Raw genomic sequence first — 25351 nt, forward strand, 5'->3', positions numbered from 1 at the left:
CACCTTCCAGCACCTCGTGGACGGGTCGGTACGTGCCGTGGCCGGTCTCCTGGCTGACGGGCGGTGCGCCGGTGGCCGGCCTTCCCGGGTGCTTTGCTGACACCCAGTGACCTCGTGTGACGACGAGGGCCGACGGCTTTCCCGTTCACAGTGGCGAGGGCCGCGCCGGCTTCCCACCGGCTTCCCGAGCACCACGGCGCACACACTGTAGCCGCAGCCGGTACCGCTCCCGTGATCACCCGTCGCTCCAGCCAGACCCGTCGATCTGCCGGCACTTCACCGGTTCGCCTGCGCGCCGGCGGGCGCCCGTCCGACGATCATCGGGTGGGTGCGGCCGGGGGACTGCCGCCCGCGATCGAGCCGATGCTGGCCACGCCCGGGCCGGTGCCGGTCGGTGCGGGCTGGGCGGCGGAGATCAAGCACGACGGGATGCGGGCCGGTGTCGTGGTGGCCGGCGACCGGTGGCGGGCGCGCAGCCGCACCGGGCGCGACATCACCGGCGTCTTCCCCGAACTGGCCGTGCTGCCCGAGCTGCTCGGCGGGCGGCGGGTCGCGCTGGACGGGGAACTGGTGGTCCTGGACGCGGCCGGCGCGCCCGACTTCGCGCGGCTTCAGCAACGCATCGGTGTGCGGGATCCGGGGGCGCGGCTGCTGGCGTCCGCGCCGGTCACGCTGTACGTGTTCGACCTGCTCGTCGACGGCGACCGGGACCTGACGGCGTGGCCGTACGCCGACCGCCGCGCGCTGCTTGACGCGCTGGAACTGCGCGGCCCGGCGGTGGAGACGCCGCCGTCCTTCCCGGACGCCGCCGCCGAGCTGTACGCCGCGGCCCGGGAGCACGGCCTGGAAGGTGTCGTGTGTAAGCGGCTGGCCTCGCCGTACACGCCGGGGGAGCGCAGCCGGGCCTGGATCAAGAGCGTCATCCCGCACCTGGCGGACGTGGTGGTGTGCGGCTGGCTGCCCGGGCAGGGCCGGTTGCGCGACACCATCGGCGCGCTCGTGGTCGGCGCCTACGACCGGGCCGGGCGGCTGCACCTGGTCGGCCGGGTGGGCAGCGGCCTGTCCGGCGCCGCGCGGGAGCAACTGCAGCGGCGGCTCGCCCCGTTGCGGCGCGCGAACCCGCCCGCCGGGCACGCCGAAGCTGCCGCCATGGCCGAGGCGACGTGGGTGGACCCGCAGGTGGTGGCGCGGATCGCCTACCGGTCGTGGACGGGCGGGACCCAGCTGAGACATCCCGTGTACCGGGGGGTGCTGGACGACCGGGACGCGTCGTCCGCGCATCTGCCCGAGTTGCAGTAGCTGCAACGTACGCTCGGTCTATAAACGAGCGCCAGCAAGCAGCACCGTCTCAGACGATCTTCCACACGTGACCAGGTATCGCGATGACCCGGGACGCGACGAGCCCGGGTGCAGCAGCTGATGGTGTACACGGGCAACGAGAAATGGCTGGCACAGTCATGGTGGACAGAGTGGACAGAGCTCTATCCGGGGCGGCTACGTCGCCGCCCGGATCGGCCTGGAGACACGGACCCGCGGGCAACGCGGACACCGTATTCCAGGCCGACTCGCAATGGTCACCGACTCATTGAGAAGAGGTCATCTGACGCGCCGGGGGCCGCCGTCGCGGCGAAGGCCTTGAGGGTGACGAGGCCGGATGCGGCGACGACCGCGGCGCTGGTCGCCGCGATCAGTAGTACTTTGCGGGGATGTGCCATGGTCAGGTGACCTTTCTGACGCGCGGGGATGACGCGTCACCGATGTGGCCTGTGGACCTGGGGGTGCCGTGGCGGCCTGGCGCGCCGCGCGGCGCGATCATGCGGCGCGCGGCGCGCCAGGGCAGGCGGTACAGGATCAGAAGCCGATACGGAAGGTGGCGTCCTGCCGGTCCGCGGCGGCGGAGCTGCCGCTGAGGGGATCGATCCGCAGAACGTAGCCGGAATGGCGGATGTAGTAGGTCGGCAGGTTGTGTGACCGGAACGAGGTCCATCCGCTGTCGGCGAGGCCGGCGGTGCGGTGGAACGTCGCGTCGCCGGCGAAGGTGCCGGTTCCGTCGTTAGCGGCGAGCACCAGGTTGTAGCCGGAATGCCGGAGGTAGTGGTTGGCGACGTTGACCGATTGGAAGGACACGCCGCTGGAGGCGGCGAGCCCTGGAACGAGCCGCCACTGCGCGTCGGGGTACGGGTCGAACGGGTACGGGTCGATGCGGGCGGTGTAGTTCGCGTGCCGGATCAGGTTGTCGGGGTAGTTGTAGGACGTGATCCGGTTCCAGGCGGGTGCTCCCCACCGGGACAGCAGGTTCGCGTGCTCGGTGGCGGTGATGGGGCAGATGGTCGGGTGCTTGGCGTTCAGCGGCTGGTGGTACTGCGCCTTGGTCAGCGGGCTCCAGTTGGTGGCGCCGATGTCGCCGGAGCGCCACACGTACAGTTCGCCGTTGTTCGGAAAGAACGAGTCGCCGTACAGATACCACTCGTTGCGGTCGTTGGCCTTGACGACGATCGGTGCCTCGATGCCGCCGTTGACCACACCGCTGGTGTAGGTGCCCCGGTCGAAGCTGCGCGGATTCAGCGTGCTGGAGCGGGCGCCGTAGAGCCTGCCGTCACTGAAGCTCTTGTAGTACAGGTAGTTGACGCCGTTGTGGAGGTGCATGGTGGCGTCCAGGACGTTGAAGCCCGGGTCGAAGAACAACTGCGCCGGCCCGACCGTACGGAAATCGCCGGTGTAGTTGACATAGAAGGCGTCCCGTCCGCCGCTGTTGGCGGAGTAGATGATGCCGTACTGGCCGCGGGCGGCGTCCCAGAACGCCTCGGGCGCCCAGGTGTGGGTGTTCATGGTGTGCATCCGCAGCCGGCGGTAGCCGGTGAAGCTGCGCAGGTCGGGCGAGTCCCAGCAGTGGATGTACTGGTTCGGCTGGGTGAAGTCGGTGCCGGTCAGGTCGGTGGCCAGCACGACGAAGGTGCCGTCCTGCTTGCGCATGATGAAGGGGTCACGTAGCCCGCGGGTGCCCGCGGTCGGGGTGACCACCGGGTTGTTCTGGTTGAGGGGCGTCCAGTCCAGGCCGTTGGCGCTGACGGCCAGGTGCAGGCCGTAGTTGTCGGCCAGCTTCGACGGGGACTCGGTGAAGTAGCCCATCACATAGCCGCCGTAGGTGGCGGCGTGAGCAGGTCCGGCCGGTCCGAGCAGAGTCGCACCGGCCGCGGCAGCGCCGGAGGCGAGGAGGGTACGTCGGGAGAGGTTCACGATTCTGATCCCTCATTCCGCGGACGGCGCGGTGAGGGTGGTGCCGAGACGGACCGGGGTGCCGAGATTGGGTGTGCCGTCCGCGTTCCAGGTGAACTTCTGGGCCCGGGTGGACCGGTTCATGTCGCAGCCACCGCCTGCGGAGTCGTTGGCGTGGTAGACGATCCAGTCCTCGGTGCCGTCCGGGCTCTTGAAGAATCCGTGGTGGCCGGGGGCGAAGACGCTGTTGGCGTCGTTGCGCTGGAAGACCGGGTTCGGGCTCTTGGTCCAGTGGTTGATGTTCATCGGGTCGGTGCCGGTGAGGGTGAGCATGCCGAGTTTGTAGTCCGGTCCCCAGCAGGCCGACGCCGAGTAGACGACCATCACCTTGCCGTTGCGGTAGAGCGGTTCGGGGCCTTCGTTGACCGGGTGGGTCTGGCGTTCCCAGGAAAGCGTGGGCGAGCTGAGCCGGGCCCGTGATCCGGTGAGGGTCCACGGGTTGGTCATACGCTGGATGAAGTTGCTCTGCCCGTTGGTGCCGCCGTTGTAGGTACCCATCAGGTACAGGCTGCTGCCGACCTTGAGCACGCTGGCGTCGAGTTGCCAGTCACTGCCGAGGGTCGCCTTGAAGGTGTAGGGGCCCATCGGGTCGGTGCCGGCCGATTCGAGCACGTGCAGCCGCTGGGTGGGGTTGAAGTCGGTGACGTTCTGCCCGGCGGTGTAGTAGAAGTACCAGCGCGGTCCGCTCGGGCCGTCGAGGAGGTGGAACTCCGGCGCCCACATGTTGCAGCAGCCGTTCGGCCGGCCCGCCAGATTGAAGATCACCTGATCGGTGGCGGTCGCCAGCCCGGCCAGGGTGGTCGAGCGGCGCATCGTGATGGTGGAGTTCCAGGTGGTGGTGGCCAGGTAGTAGTAGCCGTTGTGGTGCTGCAGCCACGGGTCCGGGCCGTTGCGTTTGATCGGGTTGGTGAAGGTCTTTGCCGTACCAGCGCCCACCCGGGCCAGTTGCCATTGTTGATTGGCGCCGTCGAGGTCCTGGTACTGCGACACCTTGGCGCCGTCGGCGGTGGACCATTCCCACGTTTCGAGGGCTTTGCCGCTGTTGCGGTTGATCAGCCGGACCTGGCCACCGGCGGAGTCGGCGAGGCGGAACTGCTGGCGGGAGTCGTTGCGGTCGGTGTTCTGCACCAGCTGGACGCCGTCGGCGGTGGTGGGCAGGTCGAGGACCTTGCCGCTGTGCACCGACTGCAGCCGGTACCAGCCGGAGCCGGAGTCGAGGAACTTCCACTGCTGCCAGGCACCGTCGTTACGGGTGTACTGGTTGATCGGGGCACCGTCGGTGGTGGCCAGGTTGTAGACGTCCAGGGCCTTGCCGCTGTTGCGGTTGACCAGCACATAGGAGGCGGCAGGATCGACGACGGCCGCCGAAGCGGAACGCGTGGCCACCGCAACGCCGCCGGCAGCGACAGTGAGAGTGAGAGCGGACAGGACGACACGACGAAGTGGGCGAGCTCGTTCGACTGGAGGAGCGGAGGAAGACATGACGGTCCTTCGGTTGGGGAAACCATGGCGGCTGGAAATTCGGGAGCTTGCAGCGCTGCAGAATTTGCTGAGAAACCGGTAAATCGTTGTTCAACAAGGATGGGTATCGGTCGCCGGAAATGCGATATGACAGTCGTGCCCCCCGTTTTCACAGATCACGACTTGGTTAATGACTCGCCTAATGATTCACGGCTCTAAATTCCTGCCCGTGTACAGCGGCCACAATGAAATTAAGGGTCCCGTGAGGCTGCTGCCGATTTCGATGGGCCTGCCTCGCCACCTCATTGACTGAGGGTGACCTTGAAGATGCGCTCGTCGCTGTTGTTGGGCACGCTGTCCTTCTCACCGAGATTGCTGGTGGTGAGCCACAGGCGAGTTCCACCACACCACCGCGGACGCGGTAGACGCCGGTGACTCCCTTCAGTTGGTCGGCGCGGTTGCCGCGCTGGAAGTTGGGGTCGGTGAAATAGACGGTGCCGTCCGCGGCGATCGTCACGTCGTTCGGTGAGTTGAAGCGCCGCCCAAGATGGTCGGCTGCCAGCACGCCGTGGGTGCGGCCGTCCAGGGTGTACGTGGACACGCTGCGCTGATCGTGAGTGGCCGCGACCACCCGCGTTCCGTCCGGCGTGACCGCGAGTCCGTTGCTGCCCGCTTGCGTGACGAGCCGCTCGAACCTGCTGGGCGGGGCGTGTTCGGGAACGTTCACCGGCTCAGCGGGAACAGTCCCGGCCGTGGGTAGCACGAGTACCGCCGCGCCGCGCGACAACAGGCTGATCATTGGTCCTCCATGGCGTTCGAGCACAGCAAGAAGCCTCCGGGGCGGCCGACCACCGATCGTGAGATGCCCCGGCGAGTGGATCGACCTGCTCAGCGATCCGAGCAGCGAGGTGACCGGCTACCCGGCGCGCCGGGTAGCCGTCACGTAGTTACTCGCCGGCCGGAGCGCAGAGCGAATCAGTGCTGCGCATCAGACTTCTCCGGCCCGGAATCAGTAGGCGAACGGCCAGCCGGCGGCGTCGTACCCGAGTCGGTTGATCCCGAGCCGCGAGGCGCCGTTGTCGGCGTAGTAGTGATAGACCAGCACGTCGCCGTCGGTGTCCTGCAGGACAGCCTGGTGGCCGGGACCGTGAATGCTGCCGCGCCCGGCCAGCACCTCAGTGCCGCCGCCGGAGTTCATCGCGGTGCCGTTGCGGTCCACGAACGGCCCGTTCGGGCTCGTCGACCGGCCCACCATGATCCGGTACGTGCTGGCCGCACCCTGGCAGCAGCGGTCGAACGACACCCACAGGTAGTAGAAGGAGCCGTGCTTGACCATGTGCGGCGCTTCGATGTCCCCGCCGTTGCGGCCGGCGATCAGGCGGATCGACGAGTCGGCGCGCAGCCCGGTCGAGGGGTTGATGGCGATCTGCTGCATGCCGGACCAGAACGAGCCGAAGTTCAGCCACCACCGGCCGGCGTCGTCCACGATCAGGTTCGGGTCGATGGCGTTGTAGTTGTTCGACGTGCTGGACTCGATGACCAGGCCCCGGTTGGTCCACGATCCCGAGGCCCCGGTCGGGCTGGTCGCCAGGAAGATCGCCGAGCGGTTGGAGCCGAAGGTCGAGGCGGAGTAGTACAGGTAGTACTGGCCGTTGCGGTACGAGATGTCCGGTGCCCACAAGTTGCGGCTGCCGCCGGTGTACGCGGTCGTCCACGGCGCCCCGTTCGGGAACGCCGCGCCCGCCTCCCGGAACGTGGTGCGATCGGTGGACGTGGTCAACCGAATGTTGTCACCGGTCTGCGCCACGATGTACGAACCCGAGGGCGTTTTGACGATCGTCGGGTCGTGCGTGCCCGTGGCACCCGAGACCGCGCCCGGTCCGGGGTACGACGACGGCGGTGTGGTCGGGGTGCCGGTCGGCCCGGGGTTGCCGGGCACCGATGTCGTGGGCGACGGACCGCTGCCCACCCGGGCCAGTTGCCACTGCTGGTTGGCGCCGTCGAGGTCCTGGTACTGCGAGATCTTGGCGCCGTCGGCGGTGGACCATTCCCAGGTTTCGAGGGCTTTGCCGCTGTTGCGGTTGATCAGCCGGACCTGGCCACCGGCGGAGTCGGCGAGGCGGAACTGCTGGCGGGAGTCGTTGCGGTCGGTGTTCTGCACCAGCTGGACGCCGTCGGCGGTGGTGGGCAGGTCGAGGACCTTGCCGCTGTGCACCGACTGCAGCCGGTACCAGCCGGAGCCGGAGTCGAGGAACTTCCACTGCTGCCAGGCACCGTCGTTACGGGTGTACTGGTTGATCGGGGCACCGTCGGTGGTAGCCAGGTTGTAGACGTCCAGGGCCTTGCCGCTGTTGCGGTTGACCAGCACGTACGAGGCGGCCGGGTCGACGACGGCCGCTGACGCGGAACGGGTGGCCACCGCAACGCCGCCGGCAGCCACGGCGCCGGTGAGGGAGATCAGGGCGATGCGTCGCCAGGAGCGTGCCCGTCCCGCTGGGGGAGCGGAGGAAGACATAGTGGTCCTTCGGTTGGGGGAACCGCGACAGATGGGGAATGACCGCCGCGGGAGCGTGACCGCAGAGAAGGAACCACCCAGGGCTATGAGAGTGGGGAAGCCCGGCGATCATCTCCGCGAAACAGGCGCGAATCAATGTTTGCGCTAACACTTTCCCTCGTCAAGGGTGCGAGCCTTTGTAAGTCTTTGCAGATCCTTAAACTTTTGCAGCGCTGCAATCGAGGCGGAGGCGTAGGATCCACAGTGTTAACGCAAACATCGGTGCCGCATCGAGCGCTCTGAGCATGCCATCACTGCGGCTCCCGCCGTGCCCCGAGCACACGTCGACACCGCCAGCACGCCTGCCGGGCTCGGCCGCCCAGCGCGTAGCTCGCCGCCCTGTTCGGCCCGCCCGACGCCGCCCCTCTTGCTTGGCTTATGACGAATTGTGTTGCTTCCCCCTGATAGCAGGCGGTACGGCCGTACGCCCAGAGCCGATCAACATCAACGTCAAGGAAGGGCACCTGGGCAAGTGGTCCGGGACGAATGCGGCGGCTCGAATACTGCCGCTCTGCCAGTACATCTGCCCGACAACGTGCCCTGACGCGAACCGATTCGAGCCAGACCTTGACCGCCATGTCGCGGCCCGCCTAAGGTCGGTTCGAATCGATTCGAACGGAGCTGCCGATGATGTTCTCCATCCGGGACATTCCGTTCAGCCACCGTGGGTCCTGGTTCGGCATCTCGCCGGTGCTCGCCGAGAACACCGTCGCCGACGATCTGCACCTGGTGTCGCATCAGACCGGCATGCACCCGGTTCTGCGGTTCAACCCGTCCGAGCCGTCCGTCGTGCGGGCCACCCCCGCCCTGCTGACCTGGCAGACCGACGCCGGTCCGATTGAGCTGGCCTACGAGAGCCCGGACACGATCCGGATCCGCGGCAACGGGCCCGGCCTGAGGATCACGGCGGCCGCCGGCACGCTCACCCCGTTCCGGGGCAGCTACCTCTACCAGGACCCGGTCGACGGCTCGCACATCCTCACGTCCTACGAGACCGGCCGGCGCTACCGGGTCACGCTGCTCGCCGGAGGCCCGGCTGAGGTGACCGGCGCCGAGCTGCTCGGCGCCGGGGAGCGCGGGCTGAGGCTGCCGGCCGGGCCGGCGTGGGAGGTGGCGATCGAGGAGTACGGGACGGCGCGTCCCGCGTACCGCCGCCTCCTGCCCTTCGCGGCCGTGCACGACGCGGCGCAGGCGCGGTTCGCCGCGTTCGCCGACGCCCTCGCACCGTGGCGCAGCGCGTCGACACCCGCCGCCGAGCTGGCCGCCTACGTCCTGTGGTCGGCCACCGTCGACCCGGCCGGTTTCGTCACCCGCCCCGCCGTGCTGATGAGCAAGCACTGGATGGACAAGGTGTGGAGCTGGGACCACTGCTTCAACGCGATCGCCCTCGCCGCCGGTGACCCGGCGCTGGCCCGGGCCCAGTTCCAGCTGCCCTTCGACCATCAGGACCCGAGCGGTGCGCTGCCGGACTCCATCACCCACTCCGAGGTCCTCCACAACTTCGTCAAACCGCCGATCCACGGCTGGGCACTGCGGCAACTCATGCCGGCGGGTCTCGACGACCTGGCCGGCACCTACGATCGGCTGGCCCGCTGGACCCGCTTCTGGCTGGACGCGCGCCGGGCGCCCGGCGAGGACCTGCCGCACTACACGCACGGCAACGACAGCGGCTGGGACAACGCCACCACCTTCGACGGCGGCCGGGTCGTCCAGACCGCCGACTTGGCCGCGTTCCTCGTCCTCCAGCTCCGCTGCCTGGCCGACCTGGCACACCGCGCTGCGCGGGGCCCGGCGCTGCCTGAGCCGGCACCGCCCGAGCCGGCACCGCCCGAGCCGGGACCGCCCGAGCTGGCACCGCCCGAGCTGGCACGCACGGAGTCGGCACGCACCGAGTCGGCGGTGAGCGTTCCGGCGCACACCGGGTCGGCGCGGAGCGGGGAGGAGTGTGCGGGGGCGGCAGGGGAGCGGACGGCGGAGGCGTGGGCGGAAGCGGCAGCCGAGTGGGCGCGGGCGGCCGACCGGATCCAGGAGGCGATGATCCGCGACCTCTGGACCGGTGACCGGTTCGAGGCCCGTGACCCGCTGACCGGCGCCCGCCGGGCCAGTGCGAGCCTGCTCGACCTGATGCCGATCGTGCTGGGCGACGAGTTGCCGGAGCCGATCGCCACCCGGCTGGCCGCCCGGATCGAGCAGCACCTGACCAGTTTCGGTCTCGCCACAGAACCGGTCGACTCACCGGAGTACGCGGCCGACGGTTACTGGCGTGGCCCCATCTGGGCACCGTCAACAGTTCTGATCGAGGACGGCCTGCGCCGAGCCGGGCACACCGCTCTCGCCGACGAGGTCAGCCGCCGGTTCCGGGCCCTCTGCGAACAATCCGGCTTCGCCGAGAACTTCGACGCCGAAACGGGTGCCGGGCTGCGCGACCGGGCTTACACCTGGACAGCGAGCTGCTACCTGATCCTCGCGGCCGCCCACGAACACCGCCGCACCACAGCGCCTCCGGACCGTGCCGCCGGCGACGACTGATGCGGGGCCGCGCCCCTGCTCAGAGAGTGCGTGGCCGGGTGGCCGGGCCGGTGCTGGCGCGCAGTGAGATCGGAGGGCTGTAAAGGCGGTGGCTCGGCTCGGCCGTGGGTGTGCTGATGCGTTCCAGCAGCAGTGTCACGGCCTGGGCGCCGATTTCCTCGATCGGTATGTCGGCCGCGGTCAGCGGTGGGTGGAAGTCCTCGGCCCAGTGTGGTGCGGCGACGCCGGTGACGGAGAAGTCGTGGGGGACGGTGCGGCCGGCTCGTTGCAGGGCGCGGTGGATGCCGGGCAGGGCCGCCTCGTTCAGGGTGGCGATCGCGGTGACCCGGGGGTGGGCGGCCAGCAACTGGTCGACGCAGGCCTCGCCGTCGGCGGCGGTGTCGCCGCAGCAGACGTCGACGCCGGTGACGCCGCGTTCGGCGACGGCGCGGACGAAGCCGCTGCGGGCGCGGTTGCCGGGGCCGTAACCGGCGGCGACCAGTTCGGCGGAACGGTTCACCAGGGCGATGTGTTCATGGCCCAGGTCGGCGAGGTGGCCGACGCACCGGGCGATGAGGCCGGCGTAGTCGACGTCCACCCAGCTCATGCCGTGCGGCTGCGCGGTGCGCCCGATCGTGACGAACGGCAGCCCGCTCCGCCGCAGCCGGGTGACCCGGTCGTCCTCGAGCCGGATCTCCATCAGGATCACGCCGTCGACGCGGCGGCCGTCGACGATGCGTTCGAAGGAGCGCTCGTGTTCGCCGCCGGAGGGGGACAGCAGCACGTCGAGGTCGGCGCGGGCGGCGGCCTCGACGACGCCGGCGACGAATCCGAGCTGGACGCCGGTGAGGTGCCCGGTGGCCGGCGGGATCACCAGGCCCACGGTGTGGGTGCGGCCCTCGCGCAGGGCCCGGGCGCTGGCGTTGGGCCGGTAACCGACCTCGTCGATGACGGCCTGGATGCGCCGGCGGGTCCCCTCGGAGACCGGCCGTTTGCCGGTCAGCACGTAGGACACCGTGCTGCGCGAGACTCCCGCACGCCGGGCGATCTCCCCGATGTCGCTCACCACAGCCCCAGACTGCCGAACGAGACGGCCTGTCGAATCGATTCCGACAGCGTAACGCCCCCGTCACCACCGGCTGATTTCGCCAGGATCGCGATCGAGCACTGCTTAGGCCGGCCTCCCGGTGGGAACTGGCACGCGGTGGAAACGATCCGAACCTCGCCGCCGCCACCGTACGCCGAACTCGTCAAGGTGTGGACGCTCGTCAGTCCCACCGAGTTGAAGCAGCTGCGGGCGGCCTTGCAACGGGAACTGATCGCGCATCCGCTGCTGCCGGACGTGGACCACGACGACATCCTGGACCGGATCGTCCTGGTCGCGACGGAACTGGCCACCAACGCGTTCCGGCATGGGTTGCCGCCGACCGAGGTGCGGCTGATGCGCAACCACGAGAATGTCATCCTGGACGTGGCGGACCACGACCTGACCAGTGTCCCGGAACTGGCGCACACCCGGCCGCCGCACGCCGGTGGGCGCGGCCTGCTGCTGGCGATCACGTTCTCCCTGGACGTGGGCTGGTACGCCACCGATGACGCCAAGCACATCTGGGCAACCTTTTCGATCCGGTCGGGCACTGCCGGATCGTGACCGTCGTATCCCTTGCCTGGTTGTCAGAACCGACTGTTAGACAGTTACTGTGAATGCGGATTACTTCACCATTGAGAAGCCTGACCGGGACGGGACGACCGCCCGCGTACGCCTGGCCGGCGAATTCGACCTGAACAGCCGCGACGTGCTGGCCGAGGTGCTGCGTGGCATCGTCGCCGAGGGCGGCTGCACCCGGATCGTCGTCGACCTGGACCAGGTGCGTTTCCTGGACTCGGAGGCGCTCAGCGCGTTGCTGGAGGGTTACCTCGCCGCCCAGAGCGCCGGGATCACCTTCCGGCTCGCCGCCGCGAACGGGGTCGTCGGCCGGGTCATCGAGGTGGTCGGCCTCGAGTATCTGCTGGACCCCGCGTAAGTGTTCCGGCGGTGCCGCGCGGGATGTGCGCCGGGGGACCGCGGCGCGACGTCATGGCTGCGTACCCGGATGAAGCAGGCCCCGGCCGTCGGGTGACCCCGATGCCTCCGTTCGCTTGCTCTACAGTCCGAGGGTGATCACGCCGTTCGACGCCGCAGGCCCCCTGGGCCTGGCGTACCGCGACGTCGACTGGGCGGCCGGGCCGCTCGGTCCGGTCTCCTCGTGGAGCCCGGCACTGCTCGGTGCGGTCGACGTGATGCTGCACAGCCGCAACGCGGTGACCCTGATGTGGGGGCCGGAGTTCGTGCTGGTCTACAACGCCGCCTACGTCAAGATGATCGGCGACAAGCACCCGGCCGCGCTCGGCGCATCAGCTCGCGAGGTGTTCGCGGAGATCTGGGACGACATCGGTCCGATGCTCGAGGACGTGCTCGACGGCCGGGACGCCACGTGGACCGAGGACATGCGGCTCATGATGAACCGGCACGGCTTCCCGGAGGAGACGTACTTCACCTTCTCCTATTCGGCGGTGCGCGGCGCCGGCGGCGACATCGAGGGTGTCATCGACATCGCCTCCGAGACCACCCGCCAGGTGATCGGCCGGCGTCGGCTGGTGCTGCTCGGGCGGCTCACCGACGCGGTCGCCGACGCCGAGACGGTCTCCGCGTTCGTCGACCGGGCGCTGCCGGTCCTGCGGACGGCGGTGGACGACCTGCCCGGCGCGAACCTGACGGACGCCGCCGGCCTGCCCGGCACGGACTCGGCGGACGACGCCGGCCTGCCTGCCGGTGGCCGGCGGCGGATTCCGCTCGCCGCGGGTCTGCACCTGGACACCGGGCTCAGCCCGCACCTGCCGGTGGACGAGGAGTACGAGAACTTCCTGCGCCTGATCGCCGCGGCGCTGGTGCAGGGCCTCGACCGGGTCGCGGTGCGGGAACTGGCCGCGACCGAACGGCAGCTGGCCGAGGCGTTGCAGCGCAGCCTGCTCAGCCACCCCGCACAGCCGGCCGGTCTGCAGGTGGCGGTGCGGTACCACCCGGCGTCGGAGGGCGCGCAGGTCGGCGGCGACTGGTACGACGCCTTCGAACCGCGGGACGGCCGGCTCGCGGTGGCGGTCGGTGACGTCACCGGTCACGACCGGGACGCGGCGGCGGCGATGAGCCAGGTGCGCAACCTGCTGCGCGGGATCTCGTACGCGCTGCCCGAAGCGCCGGCGCCCGTGCTGTCGGCACTCGACGACGCGATCACCCGGCTGGCCGTGGACGCCTTCGCCACGGTGGTGCTGGCCCAGGTGAACCTCGACACCTACGAGATGCGCTGGTCGAACGCCGGCCACCCGCCGCCGCTGCTGCTCGCGCCGGACGGGTCGGCACGGTTCCTCGCCACCGCGCCCGAGCCGCTCCTGGGCACCCGGGCCCGGGGCATCCGCTCCACGCATCAGATGGTGCTGGAGCCGGGCACGACCGTGGTCTTCTACACCGACGGACTGGTGGAACGGCGCGGTCACGACCTGGACGCGGGGCTGGCCGCGCTGCGCGACGCCGTCGCCGGCAGCGGCGGGCTGACCGTGGAGCAGCTGTGCGACAGGCTCCTGGCCACGTTCGCCGGGGACGCCGAGGACGACGTGGTGCTCGCCGTGATCAGGCGCGACGCCGCGGGATAGGGCCGGCCGTACATGTCCGGCCCGGCTGCTCGCGCCGGCCCGGTCGGTCAGCCACGGAGGCGGGCCCGGCGGGTCGGTGGGCGTCGGGTCCGGGGCGGCCGGGAAGGGCGGGAACCGGCCGCGCGGGTGGGGCGGATGCAGGAGGGGCGGCGCCCGCGGCGGCGGGTGAGGGGCAGCAGGACCGCCGGCGCCACGGCGGCCGCGGTCACGGTGACGGTTATCGCTGTCCAGAGAAGTCCCATACGACGTCGGCCTCCGCTCGTGACCCGAGCGGGCGGACCGGTCAGCTCTCGGCGTCCGTGACGAGCCGGGTGGCGCGGCCGATCACGACCATGCCCAGGCACGCGGCGACCAGGACGGCGGCGGCGACCGGCAGGGAGTCCACCGTGACGGCCGAGCCGAAGGCGCCGACCGACAGGATGGAGCCGAACGAGCCGATCGAGAAGACCGAGCCGAAGGAACCCGCCGAGCCGATCGACAGGACCGAGCCGAACGAACCGACGGAGAGGATGGACCCGGCCGAGCCGACGGACAGGATCGAGTTTGTGGAGTAGAAGCTCAGGATCGAACCGCTCGACCGGTACGACAGAACGTTGCGACGACCACGCATGGCGTCATCATGGTCCATTCAGGTGGGTCGGCGCTGACCCGTACGCCCTCGATCTGCCGTTGATCTGCGTCTCGTCCTCGGGTGCCCGTGCAACCCGGCGGCCCGCCGCACGCGTCTACAGCGCATGGACGACGATCGCCGGCCGGTCCCGCCGGAAGCCGACCCGGAGCAGTTCTGGCTGCTGTTCGAGCTGCGTATGCACTTCGACGCGCTGGAGCCGCTGTCCGGTGACTGGAGCCCGGCGCGCGTCGTCGTCGCCGCCGTCGACGCCGCCCGCCGCCGGATGCACCGGCACCGCCTGCGCCGCGCCGCCGGGCTCACCGTCCTGCTGATCATGGCCGCCGCCGGCGGTCTCTGCCTCGGCCTCGGCCTGCGCTGACCGGGCCGGCCTCAGACGCCAGGCATCAACCCCGGACTCGCCGGTTCCGGCCCCGGTCGCACCGCCCTTGGCGAGATGTTGATCTGCTGGCGCTACGAAATCGCTGTGATCATGGACTTTGAACCGCGATTTCGCAGCGCCAGCAGATCAACACCGCCGCGCGGACCCATCGCGGCAACTCGTCCGGGGACCGCAACCCACCTGCGGAACCGGCACCGGTTCTGCCCGGGGAAGGATGCGATGCGGGCCATACGGCTTGACCGGGGTGCGGGCACACGGTTTAGCGTCCGAGTTGTGGATCAACACGGGGGTGACCCGGCCGGCGGTTACGTGCAGCTGCTGACCCCGGACGGTGAGCATGTCGAGAGCGTCACCACGGCGGACGGTACGACGTACGCCGTCGACTTCACCGACGAGGAGTACCGGGAGCTCTACCGCGACCTGGTCACCGTCCGGCGTCTCGACGCCGAAGGTCTCGCCCTGCAACGCCAGGGTGAGCTGGGACTGTGGGCGAGCCTGCTCGGGCAGGAAGCGGCACAGGTCGGCTCCGGCCGGGCGCTGCGGCCGCAGGACATGGCGTTCCCGACCTACCGCGAGCACGGCGTCCTCTACTGCCGTGGCATCGACCCGATCATGCCGTTCGGCCTGTTCCGCGGCGTAGACCAGGGCGGCTGGGACCCCAACGAGCACCGCTTCCACCTCTACACGCTGGTCATCGGGTCGCAGACGCTGCACGCCACCGGCTACGCCATGGGTGTCGCCATGGACGGCCGGACCGGCAGCGCGGACGGCGAGGCCGTGATCGCGTACTTCGGTGACGGCGCCACCAGCCAGGGCGAGGTCAACGAGTCGTTCGTCTGGTCCGGTGTCTTCCACGCGCCGATCGTCTTCTTCTGCCAGAACAACCAGTACGCGATTTCGCAGCCCCTGGAACGTCAGGCGCGCGCCCCGCTCTATCAGCGTGCCGGCGGCTACGGGTTCCCCGGCATCCGGGTCGACGGCAACGACGTGCTCGCCACCTACGCGGTGACCCGGGCCGCCCTGGACGCCGCCCGCACCGGACAGGGCCCGACCCTGATCGAGGCGTACACCTACCGGATGGGCGCGCACACCAGCTCCGACGACCCGACCCGCTACCGGATCGCCGGTGAGGTCGAGTCCTGGAAGGCGAAGGACCCGATCAGCCGCGTCAAGACGTTCCTGCTCAAGCAGCAGCTCGCCGACGACGCGTTCTTCGGCGAGGTCGACGAGGGCGCCCGGCGGCTCGCCCTGGATCTGCGCGAGCAGGTCCTGGCGATGCCCGACCCGCAGCCGGGGGAGATGTTCGACCACGTCTACCCGCAGGGTTCGCCCCTGCTGGACGCGGAACGGGCCGAGTTCGCCGCCTACCACGCCTCCTTCCACCCCGGCGCGTGACACCCGGCGCGTGGCGTGACACCCCGCGGGCGGCGCCGCTATCAGTCCGATTGCCGACGCAACCAGCGGCTCACGTCGATTGATTACTGCATTACAGCGTTGCATGCGTCTACGGTGGGCGGATGACGCTCGAGTACATCCGGTACCGGATCCCCGGCGACACCGACGCCTTCGAGCAGGCCTATGCTCGCGCGGCCCGGTTCCTGGCGCGGGCGCCGCAATGCGTGGACTACGAGCTGAGCCGCTGTGCCGACGAACCCGGCACCTACATCCTGCGGATCACCTGGACCTCCCCGGAGGATCACCTCAAGGGTTTCCGGGGTGGTGACCTCTTCCCCGGGTTCCTCGCCGAGATCCGGCCCTGGGTCGAGGCGATCGACGAGATGCGCCATTACGAGCCGACCGCGGTGCGTGGTGCGGGCGGCGCGGTGCCCACACTGTACGACTGGGCCGGCGGCACCGAAGCCCTCGAGCGGCTCACCGGGAGCTTCTACGCGAAAGTGACAGCCGACGACCTGATCGGGCCGCTGTTCGCGCACATGGACCCGGCCCATCCGCGGTACGTCGCGATGTGGCTGGCCGAGGTGTTCGGCGGGCCCGCGCGGTACACCGGGGAGCGTGCCGGCTACCCGGGCATGCTCGCCCACCACCTGGGCCGGGCGATCACCGAGCCGCAGCGCCGCCGCTGGGTGAGCCTGCTCGCCGACGCCGCCGACGACGTGGGGCTGCCGGACGACCCGGAGTTCCGGGCCGCGTTCCTGGGATACCTCGAATGGGGTACGCGTCTCGCGGTCGCGAACTCGCAGCCCGGCGCGACCCCGCCGCGGTCGGCACCGGTGCCGCACTGGGGCTGGGGGGTGGCCCCGCCCTACCAGGGCTGAGCCGTTCTGCGAATTCGGTCATCAGCCGTCGTCGATGGAGGGGCATAGTCTCCTCCCATGGCGGCGGAGCGTGGTGCGTACCGGGTGGGTGGTGCCCTGGCGACCACCTCGCGCCCGGCCGGGTTCGCCGTCGTCACCGTCGCCTACCTCGCCGCCGGGCTGGCCGCCTGGGCGGTCGCCGCCGTCGTGCGCGGGCCGCACCCGTTGCTCATCACCTGCTACGCCGACCTCGCCGCCACCCTGGTGGTGTTCGCGGCGAGCGTGGCGGTCGCGAACGCCAGCGTCTACGACGCCTACTGGAGTGTCGCGCCGGCGGTGATCGTGGTCGTCTGGGTGCTGGCGTACGACGGCGTCGCGGCCCGGCGGGCAGCGGTGCTCGCGCTGGTGCTGGCCTGGGCGATCCGGCTGACCGCGAACTGGGCGATCTCGTGGCGCGGCCTGAGCCACGAGGACTGGCGGTACGTGCGGTTGCGCGAGCAGGGCGCCGGCCGGTTGCCGTGGTGGCTGGTCAACCTCGTCGGCGTCCAGCTGATGCCGACGCTCGTGGTCTTCGCCGGGCTGCTCGCGGTCTGGCCCGCGGTGACCGCGACCGGCCGGGGCTGGGGCCCGCTGGACGTCGCCGCCGTCCTGGTGACCGGCGGCGCGGTGCTGATCGAGGCGACTGCGGACCGGCAACTGCACCGGTTCGCGGGCGACCCCGCCAACCGCGGCCGGATCATCGACACCGGGCTCTGGCGGCACTCCCGGCACCCGAACTACCTGGGCGAGATCACCTTCTGGTGGGGGATGTGGCTGTTCGGCCTGGCCGCCGCGCCGGGCTGGTGGTGGACGGTGATCGGGCCGGTCGCGATGGTGCTGCTCTTCGCGTTCGTCAGCGTGCCGATGATGGACAAGCGGTCCCTGGAACGCCGCCCGGACTACGCCGACCACATGCGCCGCGTCCCGGCCCTGCTGCCCCGGCCCCGGTGAGGTGGCCGCCCGGCGGGCCGGTGTTATCGTGACGTCGTGATCGCGACGAGCTGCCTGCGCCCGGTGCGCCGTGCCGCCGTCTTCGGCGATCACTCGTTCCGCAAGGACTTCTACCAGTAGCCGATCGGCACCTCCCCGCCGACAACCGAAGCTACTGGAACGAAAGAGGGAATCATGATCCCTGAGTCCTTGCTGTCCGCATATGACCACCCCGGCGTCCGCTGGGCCGCGGCACACATGCCGCTGCTGCACGAGACCATGGAGCGGGTCGGCTCCGCCTTCGACGGCCTGCGCATCGGCATGTGCCTGCACATCGAGCCGAAGACGGCGGTGCTGGCGTCGCTGCTGGTGGGTGCGGGCGCCCGCGTACGCCTGACCGGTTCTCCCGGCACCACCAAGCCGGACGTGGCCGCCGCCCTGCGCGCCGCCGGGGTGGAGGTGACCGCGGAGCCGGACGCGCCACGGGTGGCCGAGGTGCTCGACCTCGAACCGCACCTGCTGCTCGACAACGGCGCCGACCTGACGCTGGGCCTGCTGGAGCGCGGGGTGCCGGCGCACTTCTGGGGCGGCACGGAGGAGACCACGACGGGTGCGCTGCGGCTGCGCGAGGGAGGGTACGAGCACCTGCCGTTCCCGGTGCTGGTGATCAACGACAGCCCGTTGAAGCAGCTGGTGGAGAACCGTTTCGGGGTCGGGCAGAGTGTCGTGCAGGGCTTCATGAACGCCACCAACCGGATGCTGCCGGGCGCGACCGCGGTGGTGTTCGGGCACGGGCCGTGCGGGCGCGGCGTCGCGCAGACGCTGCGGCTGCTCGGTGCGCGGGTCGCGGTGGTGGAACCGGACCCGTACCGCAGGCTCGAGGCCGCCCTGGAGGGGCACGCCACCGCTCGGCGGCGGACCTGCTGCCCGGCGCGGACCTGGTGTTCCTGGCGACCGGGCGCCCCGGGGTCCTGGGTCCGGAACTGATCAGCCGGCTGCGTGACGGCGTGGTGCTGGCCGGTGTCGGGCACCGTGGCGACGAGGTCGATCCGGCGTTGCTCGGGGAACCGGTCCCGGGTACCGAGACCTACCTGCGGCCGGACGGCCGGCGGGTGATCGTGCTGGCCGGCGGCCGCATGATCAATCTGGTGGCGGCCGGCGGCAATCCGATCGAGGCGATGGATCTGGGCCTGACCCTGCAGGCGGCGTCGCTGGCCGCGGTGGCGACCGGTACCGCCGCGCCCGGCGTGCAGCCGGTGCCCGACGCGATCGACCGCGATGTCGCCGGACGTTTCGCCGACCGGCTCTCCTGAGAGGATGCCCATGCTCATCGATCTGCATCGGCACCTCGAGGGGACGCTGCGGGTGGCGACCACGCTGGAGCTCGCCCACCGCGACGGCCACCCGCTCGCCACCGCGGCCGACCCGGAGGACCTGCTCGTGGCGCGCGGCCCGCTCGGTGGGCTGCTGCCGTACCTCGCCAAGGTCGACGCCGCGCCGTCGGCCTTCTCCCGCCTCGACGACTGGGTGCGTGCGGCCCGCGAATGCGTGCAGGACGCCGCCGGCGACGGACTGGACTACCTGGAGATCCGGTTCAGCCCGTGGTTCATCAACCAGGAGACCGGGCTCGCGCCGGAGGCGGTGATCGACGCGGTCGCCGACGGCGCGCTCGCCGCGGCCCGCGCCACCCCGATGCGGGTCGGCCTGATCGGCATCGTCCTGCGCGATCTCGGACCGGAGCAGGGGTACGCCCAGATCGGCACCCTGCTGAGCCGCCGCGACGTGTTCTGTGGCGTCGACATCGCGGGCAACGAGGCGGGGGTGCCGGCGGCCGAGTTCGCCGGCGCGTTCCGCCGGGCCCGCGACGCCGGGCTGCGTGTCACCGCGCACGCCGGTGAGGCCGCCGGCCCGGCCAGTGTGTGGGCGGCCGTCCGGCATCTGGGCGCGGAGCGGATCGGGCACGGCGTCCGGTCGGTGGCGGATCCGGCGCTGCTCGACCATCTCGCCGAGCGGCGGATCACGCTGGAGGTGAGCCTCACCAGCAATCTGCACACCAGCACCGCGCCGAGTTACGCCGAGCACCCGGTGCGCCGGCTGCTCGCGGCGGGGGTGCCGGTGGCGTTGTGCACGGACGATCCGCGGACGTCGGCGATCACCCTGTCCGGGGAGTACGCGCGGGCGGCCCCGCAGGCCGGGCTGACGGCGCCGGACCTGGACCGGATCCGGTCGGACGCCCGGAGCGCCGCCTTCGCCTGGCCGGCGTCGTAGCGGGTCCGAACACGACCGGGGGCGCGCCGTTTACCCCGGTGGTCCCTGGGAACTGTCCTGTCATGAGTTTTGTGGACAAGGCGAAGGACTTCGCAGACGATCACGACAAGCAGGTCGACCAGGGCATCGAGAAGGCCGGTGACCAGGTTGACGAGCGTACCGGCCAGAAGTACTCGGGCCAGGTCGACAAGGGTGTGGACGCGGCGCAGCAGCGCACCGGTGGCGGCGACACCCAGCAGTGAGCAGCGACTCCTGTGATTGACGTGTCAACTGTGGCACCATGCAGTTGACACGTCAATCAAGGAGATGGTCGGCATGCCCGGCGAACGCCAGCTACCCAACCGCGACGAGCTGCACACCTGGCGCGAGTTCATCGAGACCACTGAGGCGCTGCGCAGCGCCCTGACCGCCCGGCTGCACCACGACACCGGGCTCTCACCCGGCGACTACGTGGTGCTGCTCGCGCTCAGCGAGGCCGACCAGAACCGGATGCGCTCCTCCGAACTGGCCGCCCACGTCGGCTGGGAACGCAGCCGGCTCTCCCACCACCTGGCCCGGATGGAACGCCGGCAGCTGATCCGGCGGGAGAACTGCGTCACCGACAGCCGCGGCGCCGAGGTCGTGCTCGCCGAACCCGGGGCCGATGCCTTCCGGGCCGCGACCGTGCCGCACCTGCGGGCCGTGCGCGAACTCTTCGTGGACGCGCTGACGCCGGACCAGCTCGCGGCCGCGACGGAAATCACGGCCGCGTTGAAGGCGCACCTGGCCGGCCGCACGCCGGGCGACTGACTCACATCACCTCGTCGAACCCGCCCTCGGCACGCCACCGGCGCAGCAGGTCGTGGAACGCGACGGGCCCCGGGCCGTACGAGTTGTTCACCGGTCGCGGCTTGCCCTCCGCGTTGTAGTAGCCCGGGGTGCACTCGGCCTGGAAGGCGTAGTTGTCCGGCGCGGTCGCGCGGATCGTGGCGATCCACGCCTCCTCCGCATCCAAGCTGGGCTCGATCCGGCGTACCCCGCGCCGGCCCGCCTCGGCGACCAGCGCGCCGATGTGCGTGGCCTGCTCCTGCAGCACGTGCACGAAGTTGACCGCCGCGGCGTTCTGCAGCGAACCCAGGTGGAACAGGTTCGGGAAGCCGTGGCTGTAGAAGCCGTGCAGGCTGCGCGGGCCGTTGCGCCAGTGGCCGAGCAGCGGCATCCCGCCGCGCCCGTGCACCGGCAGGGTGCCGGAGACGACGCCGGAGATGCCGACCTCGAAACCGGTGGCGAAGATGACGCAGTCCACCTCGTACTCCTGCGTCCCGACCACCACGGCGGACGGTGTCATCCGGCTGATGCCGCCGGTGTCGGCCGTGTCGACCAGGGTCACGTTGTCCCGGTTGAAGGCCTGCAGGTAGTGGTCGCTGAACGTGGGCCGCTTGCACATGTAGCGGTACCAGGGCTTGAGCAGCTCGGCGGTGGCCGGGTCCTCGACGATCGCCTCGACCCGGGCGCGGACCTCGTTCATCTTGCGGAAGTCGGCGAGCTCGTCCAGGTACTCGCGTTCCTCGGGCGGCAGGTTGCTGTCGACCGAACCGGTCAGCATCTGCCGCTGCAACCGGGCCGTTGCCGTCCAGCCGTCGTCGATCAGGTCGCGGTCGGCGTGCCCGCCGGTCACGATGGTCAGGAAGTTCTCCATCCGCTCCCGCTGCCAGCCCGGTCGCAGCGTCGCCGCCCACTCGGGGTCGATCGCCCGGTTGTCACGGACGTCGACGGTGGACGGGGTGCGCTGGAAGACGTAGAGGTGCTGGGCGTCGCGGGCCAGGTGCGGGACGATCTGGATCGCGCTGGCACCGGTGCCGACCACGGCCACCCGCTTGTCGGCGAGCTTGTGCAGCCCGCCGCTCTGGTCGCCGCCGGTGTAGCCGTAATCCCACCGGCTGCTGTGGAAGGTGTGCCCGCCGAAGTTCTCGATGCCCTCGATGCCGGGCAGCTTCGGCTGGGAGAGGGTGCCGCTGCCGAGCACCACCCAGCGCGTGGCGAACACGTCGCCGCGGTCGGTGGTGACGGTCCACTCGCCGGCGTCGTCGTCCCAGCGCAGGTCGACGACGCGGGTGTGGAACAGCGCGTCGGAGTAGAGCTCGAAGCGCTTCGCGATCGCCATGGCGTGCTGGCGGATCTCCTCGCCGGGCGCGTACCGCCACCGCGGCACGTAGCCGACCTCCTCGAGCAGCGGCATGTAGACCGTGGACTCGATGTCGCAGTGGATGCCGGGGTAGCGGTTCCAGTACCACGTGCCGCCGAAGTCGCCGCCCTCGTCGACCATCCGGAGGTCGCGGACCCCCGCCTCGCGCAGCTTCGCGCCGGCGAGCAGGCCACCGAAGCCCCCGCCGACCACGACGGCCTCGACGCGGCTGGTCACCGGTTCGCGGTCCACCCGCTCGGTGTAGGGATCGGCGGCGTAGTAACCCCACTCGCCGGCGGCCCGGCGGTACTGCGCGGCGCCCTCCGGCCGGACCCGACGATCACGCTCCGCCTGGTACTTCGCGCGCAGGGCGTCGACCTCCGCGGGGCTGATGCGGTGCGGGACGAAGTTCGGGGACATGGGTCAGGCCCTTTCGCTGGGGATCATGCGAGCCAGGGCAACAATTTAAAGCACTTGCATGACGAAAAGTGAACCCCCGTGCCCAGGTTTCCGATTTGTCACCGTAGGGACACCGGGGCTTGGTACAAACCCTGCACCGCGTCGACCAGGCTGAGCGCCGTCCCCGGCCAGTCCGCGTTGCCGCCCCGCTCCCGCAGCGCACAGAAATGCGCGATGAGCGTATGCGCCATGTCCTCCCGCTCCCGCAGCACCTCCGCGCCCACCTCCGGCAGGCACCGCCGCAGCGCGTCACCGACCGCGAACAGTGTCGGCGCGGCGTGCATCTCCTCCGCGGCCAGCTGCCGCAGACTCGGCTCGGTGATCACTTGCGCGGCGAAACGCGCATACCAGCTGGGTGCGCCGAGAGCGGCCAGATGCAAGGTGTACGGGTGGACGACGCACGTGACGAGCTCCCGGACCCCGGCCCGCCCGTCCAGCCGTGTGAACAACCGCCGGCGGATCTCCTCCATCGGCGTCGCATGCCGCCGGATGATGGCCCGGACCAGATCGGACTTGCTGCCGAAGTGGTAGCCCACGGCGGCGTTGTTGCCCTGCCCGGCGGCCTCGCTGATCTGCCGGCTGGAGACCGCCGCGACACCGTGCTCGGCGAAGAGCCGCTCCGCGGTGTCGAGGATGCTCGCCCGGGTGATCGCCACCTGCTCGGTGCGCGCCCTGCGGACGGGGGAGGGGCTCACGGGACTCCTGGACGTGGTGTGCCTGCGGTCACAGGGTAGGGCACGCCGCAACCCGCCGCCGTCACCAGCCGCCGCGGGTCGGGCTCAGGGCTGCGGGTTGGCGCGCAGCCAGTCCGCGGCGCGGCGGGCCGAGGCGCGGGAGAGCCAGGCGTCCTGGATGATCTCGGCCAGTTCGCGGCGGGTCAGCTCGCCGATCCGGGCGGCCCGCAGCAGGACGGAGAGGTGACCGTCGAAGTGCGGCGTGGTGAAGAACGGTGCCGACTCGTCCTGGACCAGGGCTTGCTTGTCTGCCTCGGTGGGCACCCAGAGAACGATGACGTCGGCGTAGCGGTCGCCGGTGACCGGATCCACCGCGTCCGGCCGCGGGTTGCGGAAGAACACGAACGACTTGCGGCCCACCTGATAGACCGGGTTGCCGCCGGCCGCGCCCTCGACGGTGACATGCGGCATCGCCACGGCGATCTCGTGCACGTCCTCGACCCGGGCGGGCCGATCCTGGTCGTCGGCCATGTGCCCACCCTAGTGGTGCGACCGCGGTAGATGTTGATCTGCTGGCGGTACGAAATCGCTGTGATCATGGGGTCAAAACCGCGATTTTGCACCGCCAGCAGATCAACATCGCCGCGTGGACCCGACGCTGCCGACAACAGCCCTTGTCCAGGGACCGCAACAAAGCCGAGGGCAAGCAACACCACGCCGCACCCCTCTACCGGACATCCCCGTTGGTCACGCCCGATGACACACTGATGGATATGAATCGCAGGAGCGGGATTTCGGCGGAAGGATCCGGATGAGGGCTGTGGTCGTGCAGGGCGGGAAGCTGTCCGTCGCCGAGCTGCCGCTGCCGGAACCGGGCCGGCGGCAGGTGCGGGTCCGGGTGACCAGGGCCGGGATCTGCGGGTCCGACCTGCACGTGCGGTTCGCCGCCGACGCCAGTGCCGAGGTGGCGGCCGAGGTCGGGTACCAGCATTTCATGCGCGACGCGCACCGCGTGGTGATGGGACACGAGTTCACCGGGGTCGTCGACGCCTACGGGCCGGGCTGCCGGCGCCGGTGGAGACGCGGGCAGGCGGTCGTGTCGCTGCCGCTGATCCGGCACGACGACGGCATCCACATGACCGGGCTGTCCGAGCACGCGCCGGGGGCGTACGCCGAGTACCTCCTGGTGGCGGAGGACGCGACGATGCCCGTACCCGAGGGGGTCGATCCTGATCTCGCGGCGCTCACCGAGCCGCTCGCGGTGGCGCACCACGCCGTGCGCCGCGGTGGCGTCGGCAAGGGTGACGCGGCGGTGGTCGTCGGCTGCGGCCCGATCGGCCTGGCGGTCGTCCTGATGCTCAAGGCGGCGGGGGTACGCCGGGTCGTCGCCAGTGACTACTCCGCCGCCCGCCGTGACCTGGCCCGCCGATGCGGCGCCGACGTCGTCGTCGACCCGGCCGTGCGGTCACCGTGGGACGCCCTCGGTGACCGCAACGGGCTGGTCCGGTCGGCCACCGACCTGTACGGCACCGGCCTCGACGCCCTGCACGCCCTGCAACGCGTGCCCGGCGTGCCGTGGTGGACCGCGATGCGGGCCGGTGAACGGCTCGGGGCCGGTCCGCGCGGCGCCGTCGTCTTCGAGTGTGTCGGCCTGCCCGGCGTCATCGAGGACATCGTCACGAAGGCGCCGTTCCGGTCCCGCGTCGTGGTCGTCGGCGTCTGCATGCAACCGGACACGTTCCGGCCCACGATGGCCAGCAACAAGGAGATCGACCTGCGGTTCTCGTTCTGCTACGACCCGGTCGAGTTCCGGGAGACGCTCCGGATGGTCGCCCGCCGGCGGATCGACCCGCGCCCGCTGCTCACCGGCCTGGTGGGGCTGGACGGGGTCGCGGACGCCTTCGAACGGCTCGGCCGCGCCGACACCGACGCGAAGATCCTCGTCGACCCGTGGCGCGCCGCCGAGCCGGCCGGGCACGACGCGGAGCCGGCCGGGAACGACGCGGAGCCGGCCGGGAACGACGCGGAGCCGCCAGGCCACCGTCAATGAGCCGACGCCACCAGCC

At 70.6% G+C, this 25351-nt stretch carries 24 protein-coding genes and 1 riboswitch; of the genes, 15 read left to right on the forward strand and 9 right to left on the reverse strand.

Going from position 1 to position 25351, the window contains the following annotated elements; genetic code table 11:
- Nucleotides 1-21: 21 nt before the first annotated feature.
- Nucleotides 22-211: riboswitch (cobalamin riboswitch) on the reverse strand.
- Between the two features lie 113 nt (nt 212-324).
- Nucleotides 325-1299 (forward strand): non-homologous end-joining DNA ligase, encoded by a 975-nt coding sequence (gene ligD / locus LPA41_RS11450; protein WP_229070086.1) that lies wholly within the window; start codon nt 325-327, stop codon nt 1297-1299.
- Between the two features lie 552 nt (nt 1300-1851).
- Here the strand turns inward: ligD and LPA41_RS11455 are convergent.
- The 4 genes from LPA41_RS11455 to LPA41_RS11470 all read right to left on the reverse strand — a co-directional run bounded on the left by LPA41_RS11455 (nt 1852) and on the right by LPA41_RS11470 (nt 7252).
- Nucleotides 1852-3237: a glycoside hydrolase family 43 protein gene (locus LPA41_RS11455; RefSeq protein ID WP_229070087.1), complete on the reverse strand. Its 1386-nt coding sequence runs from the start codon at nt 3235-3237 to the stop codon at nt 1852-1854.
- Between the two features lie 12 nt (nt 3238-3249).
- Nucleotides 3250-4662 (reverse strand): family 43 glycosylhydrolase, encoded by a 1413-nt coding sequence (locus LPA41_RS11460; RefSeq protein WP_229070088.1) that lies wholly within the window; start codon nt 4660-4662, stop codon nt 3250-3252.
- Between the two features lie 274 nt (nt 4663-4936).
- Complete coding sequence (locus tag LPA41_RS11465; RefSeq protein WP_229070089.1) at nt 4937-5536, reverse strand: SMP-30/gluconolactonase/LRE family protein; 600 nt, start codon at nt 5534-5536, stop codon at nt 4937-4939.
- A 210-nt stretch (nt 5537-5746) separates the two neighbouring features.
- Complete coding sequence (locus LPA41_RS11470) at nt 5747-7252, reverse strand: family 43 glycosylhydrolase (RefSeq protein WP_306469497.1); 1506 nt, start codon at nt 7250-7252, stop codon at nt 5747-5749.
- A gap of 666 nt (nt 7253-7918) precedes the next feature.
- Between LPA41_RS11470 and LPA41_RS11475 the strand changes: the two genes are divergently transcribed.
- Nucleotides 7919-9820 (forward strand): amylo-alpha-1,6-glucosidase, encoded by a 1902-nt coding sequence (locus LPA41_RS11475; RefSeq protein WP_229070090.1) that lies wholly within the window; start codon nt 7919-7921, stop codon nt 9818-9820.
- 19 nt (nt 9821-9839) lie between these two features.
- Here the strand turns inward: LPA41_RS11475 and LPA41_RS11480 are convergent, their stop codons facing one another.
- Entirely contained in the window at nt 9840-10868 is a 1029-nt protein-coding gene (locus LPA41_RS11480) for a LacI family DNA-binding transcriptional regulator (protein ID WP_229070091.1), read from the reverse strand.
- A gap of 135 nt (nt 10869-11003) precedes the next feature.
- On the opposite strand from LPA41_RS11480, the gene LPA41_RS11485 reads away from it, so the two are divergent.
- The 3 genes from LPA41_RS11485 to LPA41_RS11495 all read left to right on the forward strand — a co-directional run bounded on the left by LPA41_RS11485 (nt 11004) and on the right by LPA41_RS11495 (nt 13486).
- The gene (locus tag LPA41_RS11485; RefSeq protein WP_229070092.1) at nt 11004-11450 is read left to right on the forward strand and encodes an ATP-binding protein; all 447 of its coding nucleotides are present in this window, start codon (nt 11004-11006) and stop codon (nt 11448-11450) included.
- 49 nt (nt 11451-11499) lie between these two features.
- Nucleotides 11500-11823, forward strand: a complete 324-nt coding sequence (locus LPA41_RS11490; RefSeq protein WP_229070093.1) for an STAS domain-containing protein — start codon at nt 11500-11502, stop codon at nt 11821-11823.
- Between the two features lie 133 nt (nt 11824-11956).
- Complete coding sequence (locus tag LPA41_RS11495; RefSeq protein WP_229070094.1) at nt 11957-13486, forward strand: PP2C family protein-serine/threonine phosphatase; 1530 nt, start codon at nt 11957-11959, stop codon at nt 13484-13486.
- 283 nt (nt 13487-13769) lie between these two features.
- On the opposite strand, the gene LPA41_RS11500 is transcribed toward LPA41_RS11495, so the two are convergent.
- Nucleotides 13770-14096 carry a hypothetical protein gene (locus tag LPA41_RS11500; RefSeq protein ID WP_229070095.1) on the reverse strand — a complete coding sequence of 109 codons (327 nt, stop codon included), beginning with the start codon at nt 14094-14096 and terminating at the stop codon, nt 13770-13772.
- A 124-nt stretch (nt 14097-14220) separates the two neighbouring features.
- On the opposite strand from LPA41_RS11500, the gene LPA41_RS11505 reads away from it, so the two are divergent.
- The 9 genes from LPA41_RS11505 (at nt 14221) to LPA41_RS11540 (ending at nt 20777) form a co-directional block, all read left to right on the forward strand.
- Complete coding sequence (locus LPA41_RS11505) at nt 14221-14475, forward strand: hypothetical protein (RefSeq protein WP_229070096.1); 255 nt, start codon at nt 14221-14223, stop codon at nt 14473-14475.
- 240 nt (nt 14476-14715) lie between these two features.
- Nucleotides 14716-15891 (forward strand): pyruvate dehydrogenase (acetyl-transferring) E1 component subunit alpha, encoded by a 1176-nt coding sequence (gene pdhA, locus LPA41_RS11510; RefSeq protein WP_374238148.1) that lies wholly within the window; start codon nt 14716-14718, stop codon nt 15889-15891.
- A 122-nt stretch (nt 15892-16013) separates the two neighbouring features.
- On the forward strand, nt 16014-16772 hold the full coding sequence (locus LPA41_RS11515; protein WP_229070098.1) for a group II truncated hemoglobin: 759 nt from the start codon (nt 16014-16016) through the stop codon (nt 16770-16772).
- A 57-nt stretch (nt 16773-16829) separates the two neighbouring features.
- Nucleotides 16830-17741 carry a DUF1295 domain-containing protein gene (locus LPA41_RS11520; protein WP_229070099.1) on the forward strand — a complete coding sequence of 304 codons (912 nt, stop codon included), beginning with the start codon at nt 16830-16832 and terminating at the stop codon, nt 17739-17741.
- 174 nt (nt 17742-17915) lie between these two features.
- Nucleotides 17916-18707 carry an adenosylhomocysteinase gene (locus LPA41_RS41815; protein ID WP_255689529.1) on the forward strand — a complete coding sequence of 264 codons (792 nt, stop codon included), beginning with the start codon at nt 17916-17918 and terminating at the stop codon, nt 18705-18707.
- A complete protein-coding gene (locus LPA41_RS41820; RefSeq protein WP_308036542.1) occupies nt 18662-19033 on the forward strand; it encodes a hypothetical protein in 372 nt (123 codons plus the stop codon). The genes LPA41_RS41815 and LPA41_RS41820 overlap by 46 nt, the downstream gene beginning before the upstream one ends.
- Before the next feature lie 10 nt (nt 19034-19043).
- The gene (gene add / locus LPA41_RS11530) at nt 19044-19988 is read left to right on the forward strand and encodes an adenosine deaminase (protein ID WP_229070100.1); all 945 of its coding nucleotides are present in this window, start codon (nt 19044-19046) and stop codon (nt 19986-19988) included.
- Between the two features lie 62 nt (nt 19989-20050).
- Complete coding sequence (locus tag LPA41_RS11535) at nt 20051-20230, forward strand: antitoxin (protein WP_229070101.1); 180 nt, start codon at nt 20051-20053, stop codon at nt 20228-20230.
- Between the two features lie 73 nt (nt 20231-20303).
- Complete coding sequence (locus tag LPA41_RS11540; RefSeq protein WP_229070102.1) at nt 20304-20777, forward strand: MarR family winged helix-turn-helix transcriptional regulator; 474 nt, start codon at nt 20304-20306, stop codon at nt 20775-20777.
- Between the two features lies 1 nt (nt 20778).
- Here LPA41_RS11540 and LPA41_RS11545 read toward each other — a convergent pair whose 3' ends face one another.
- From LPA41_RS11545 to LPA41_RS11555, 3 genes are all read right to left on the reverse strand, one after another.
- Entirely contained in the window at nt 20779-22572 is a 1794-nt protein-coding gene (locus LPA41_RS11545; RefSeq protein WP_229070103.1) for an NAD(P)/FAD-dependent oxidoreductase, read from the reverse strand.
- A gap of 98 nt (nt 22573-22670) precedes the next feature.
- Nucleotides 22671-23306, reverse strand: a complete 636-nt coding sequence (locus LPA41_RS11550) for a TetR/AcrR family transcriptional regulator (protein WP_229070104.1) — start codon at nt 23304-23306, stop codon at nt 22671-22673.
- A gap of 84 nt (nt 23307-23390) precedes the next feature.
- A complete protein-coding gene (locus LPA41_RS11555; protein WP_229070105.1) occupies nt 23391-23816 on the reverse strand; it encodes an MmcQ/YjbR family DNA-binding protein in 426 nt (141 codons plus the stop codon).
- A 280-nt stretch (nt 23817-24096) separates the two neighbouring features.
- Between LPA41_RS11555 and LPA41_RS11560 the strand changes: the two genes are divergently transcribed.
- Nucleotides 24097-25335, forward strand: coding sequence for a zinc-binding dehydrogenase (locus tag LPA41_RS11560; protein ID WP_229070106.1), 1239 nt, complete (start codon nt 24097-24099; stop codon nt 25333-25335).
- Nucleotides 25336-25351: the final 16 nt, after the last annotated feature.

Origin of the sequence: Actinoplanes sp. DH11, assembly GCF_020873875.1 — a bacterium.
In the GTDB taxonomy this organism is placed as follows: Bacteria; Actinomycetota; Actinomycetes; order Mycobacteriales; family Micromonosporaceae; genus Actinoplanes.

Bases quoted from the DNA above. Each gene is read 5' to 3' on its own strand.
- LPA41_RS11500 (WP_229070095.1), bottom strand. From the start codon at position 14,096: ATGCGTGGTCGTCGCAACGTTCTGTCGTACCGGTCGAGCGGTTCGATC.
- LPA41_RS41815 (WP_255689529.1), top strand. From the start codon at position 17,916: ATGATCCCTGAGTCCTTGCTGTCCGCATATGACCACCCCGGCGTCCGC.
- LPA41_RS11515 (WP_229070098.1), top strand. From the start codon at position 16,014: ATGACGCTCGAGTACATCCGGTACCGGATCCCCGGCGACACCGACGCC.
- LPA41_RS11545 (WP_229070103.1), bottom strand. From the start codon at position 22,572: ATGTCCCCGAACTTCGTCCCGCACCGCATCAGCCCCGCGGAGGTCGAC.
- LPA41_RS11555 (WP_229070105.1), bottom strand. From the start codon at position 23,816: ATGGCCGACGACCAGGATCGGCCCGCCCGGGTCGAGGACGTGCACGAG.
- LPA41_RS11535 (WP_229070101.1), top strand. From the start codon at position 20,051: ATGAGTTTTGTGGACAAGGCGAAGGACTTCGCAGACGATCACGACAAG.
- add (WP_229070100.1), top strand. From the start codon at position 19,044: ATGCTCATCGATCTGCATCGGCACCTCGAGGGGACGCTGCGGGTGGCG.
- LPA41_RS11505 (WP_229070096.1), top strand. From the start codon at position 14,221: ATGGACGACGATCGCCGGCCGGTCCCGCCGGAAGCCGACCCGGAGCAG.
- LPA41_RS11560 (WP_229070106.1), top strand. From the start codon at position 24,097: ATGAGGGCTGTGGTCGTGCAGGGCGGGAAGCTGTCCGTCGCCGAGCTG.
- LPA41_RS11475 (WP_229070090.1), top strand. From the start codon at position 7,919: ATGATGTTCTCCATCCGGGACATTCCGTTCAGCCACCGTGGGTCCTGG.
- LPA41_RS11520 (WP_229070099.1), top strand. From the start codon at position 16,830: ATGGCGGCGGAGCGTGGTGCGTACCGGGTGGGTGGTGCCCTGGCGACC.
- pdhA (WP_374238148.1), top strand. From the start codon at position 14,716: ATGCGGGCCATACGGCTTGACCGGGGTGCGGGCACACGGTTTAGCGTC.
- LPA41_RS11540 (WP_229070102.1), top strand. From the start codon at position 20,304: ATGCCCGGCGAACGCCAGCTACCCAACCGCGACGAGCTGCACACCTGG.
- LPA41_RS11470 (WP_306469497.1), bottom strand. From the start codon at position 7,252: ATGTCTTCCTCCGCTCCCCCAGCGGGACGGGCACGCTCCTGGCGACGC.
- LPA41_RS11465 (WP_229070089.1), bottom strand. From the start codon at position 5,536: ATGATCAGCCTGTTGTCGCGCGGCGCGGCGGTACTCGTGCTACCCACG.